The 1,444-nt window shown below is 67.7% G+C and carries 1 protein-coding gene and 2 pseudogenes; 2 read left to right on the top strand and 1 reads right to left on the bottom strand.

The features are described from left to right. A pseudogene (locus tag KZA10_RS18310) lies at nucleotides 1–391 on the bottom strand (hypothetical protein); the annotation flags it as partial. Nucleotides 392–416: 25 nt separating this feature from the next. On the opposite strand from KZA10_RS18310, the gene KZA10_RS15070 reads away from it, so the two are divergent. Together KZA10_RS15070 and KZA10_RS15065 are read left to right on the top strand one after the other, a co-directional pair. After that, nucleotides 417–821 (top strand): RidA family protein, encoded by a 405-nt coding sequence (locus KZA10_RS15070; protein WP_017828337.1) that lies wholly within the window; start codon nucleotides 417–419, stop codon nucleotides 819–821. Nucleotides 822–929: 108 nt separating this feature from the next. Then, nucleotides 930–1,444: pseudogene (locus KZA10_RS15065) on the top strand (murein L,D-transpeptidase); the annotation flags it as partial.

Below are 1,444 nucleotides of genomic sequence, written 5' to 3'. Positions count from 1 at the left end.
ATACCTTCACCGTGACGAACACCGGCCAGTCAACGCTCACCGACATCTCGATCACCGACCCCCTCGTCGGACTGTCCGCCATCACATTCGACTCTTGGCCCGGACCCGCAGGCACATTAACGGCGGGGGCGTCGAGCAGCCGCTGCCACAGCGCCGGAGCCATGGTGGTCTTGCCGTGCGGAGCGAGCAGCACCCCCTGCTCCCGCGCCCAGGCGAAGACGGTCTCCTCGTTGTGGGCGAGGGCGTCTTCATGCACCGTCAACACCGGGGTGACCAGGTCGGAGAGGTGCAGATCGGCGTCGGCCACCTCCGAGAGTCGGAGGCCCGCAGCACGCGCCGGGAAGCCCTTCGTCCAGGCGCCGAGAACGGGATCCGGAATTTGTAGAGGCATCTAACAAGGCTACTAGGCTGGCGGCATGACCGCGAAGATCCGAGTTTCCACCGACGCCGCTCCCGCCCCCGCCCACACCTTCTCGCAGGGGATCCGCAAGGGCCCGTTCGTGCAGGTGTCCGGCCAGGGTCCCGTCGACCCGAAGACGAACGAGTACCTGTTCCCCGGTGACGTCGCCGCCCAGACGACCCGCACCCTGGAGAACGTGAAGGCGATCGTCGAGGCATCCGGTGCGACGTTCGACGACGTGGTGATGCTGCGCGTCTACCTGACCAAGCGCGAGGACTTCCCGATCATGAACGATGCCTACGGCGCCTTCGTGACCGCGCACACCACGAATGGCGTCCTGCCCTCGCGCACCACCGTCTTCACCGGTCTGCCGCGCGAAGAGATGCTGGTCGAGATCGACGGCATCGCCATCATCGACTGACGGGCCTGATGCGGGGAGGCACGTTATCACGGACCGTTGCCTCCCCGTTACCTCCCATCCCGTACCATTGAACGTGAGGACACGTTTGAGAGCCGGGGGGTGAAGTTCGTGACCGATCTGATTTCTGCGCCGGGCGCAGCCGAGGCGCAGAGAGATGACTCCGCGCCCACCGCAGTACTCGCACCGACGGGAGCTCCCACGGAGACCGTCCCGCCGTCCACCGGCGAACAGCCCCTCGCCTGGGCCCCCATCGAACCGTCACCCAAGAAGCGCCGCCTCGGCCTCTGGATCGGTCTGGGTCTCGGCGTCATCGCGATCGGTGCGGGCGCGGCCTCCATGATCCTCATCGCGCCCGGCACCACGGTCGCGGGCATCCCCGTCGGATGGATGACCCCGGGCGCCGCGGCCGACACCATCAACGCCCACCTCGCCGAGACCGAGGTCACCCTCACCGGCGAAGGAGAGGGCACCGTGCTGACCGGCACCGACCTCGGTGTGAACGTCGACGCGACGGCTCTCGCCGACACGGCCTTCGCCGAGCACCCGCTCTGGAACCTCGGAGCCTGGATGGGCGACCCCGTACCGGCGGAGATCGCGTTCGATTCCGAGAAGGCGACCGCGGC

It is taken from the genome of Microbacterium sp. BF1 (assembly GCF_019279095.1).
In the GTDB taxonomy this organism is placed as follows: domain Bacteria; phylum Actinomycetota; class Actinomycetes; order Actinomycetales; family Microbacteriaceae; genus Microbacterium; species Microbacterium maritypicum.
This window is presented reverse-complemented; position numbering and strand designations above follow the sequence as displayed.

Excerpts from the sequence above, each read along its gene's own strand:
- KZA10_RS15070 (WP_017828337.1), top strand. The coding sequence starts at position 417 with ATGACCGCGAAGATCCGAGTTTCCACCGACGCCGCTCCCGCCCCCGCC.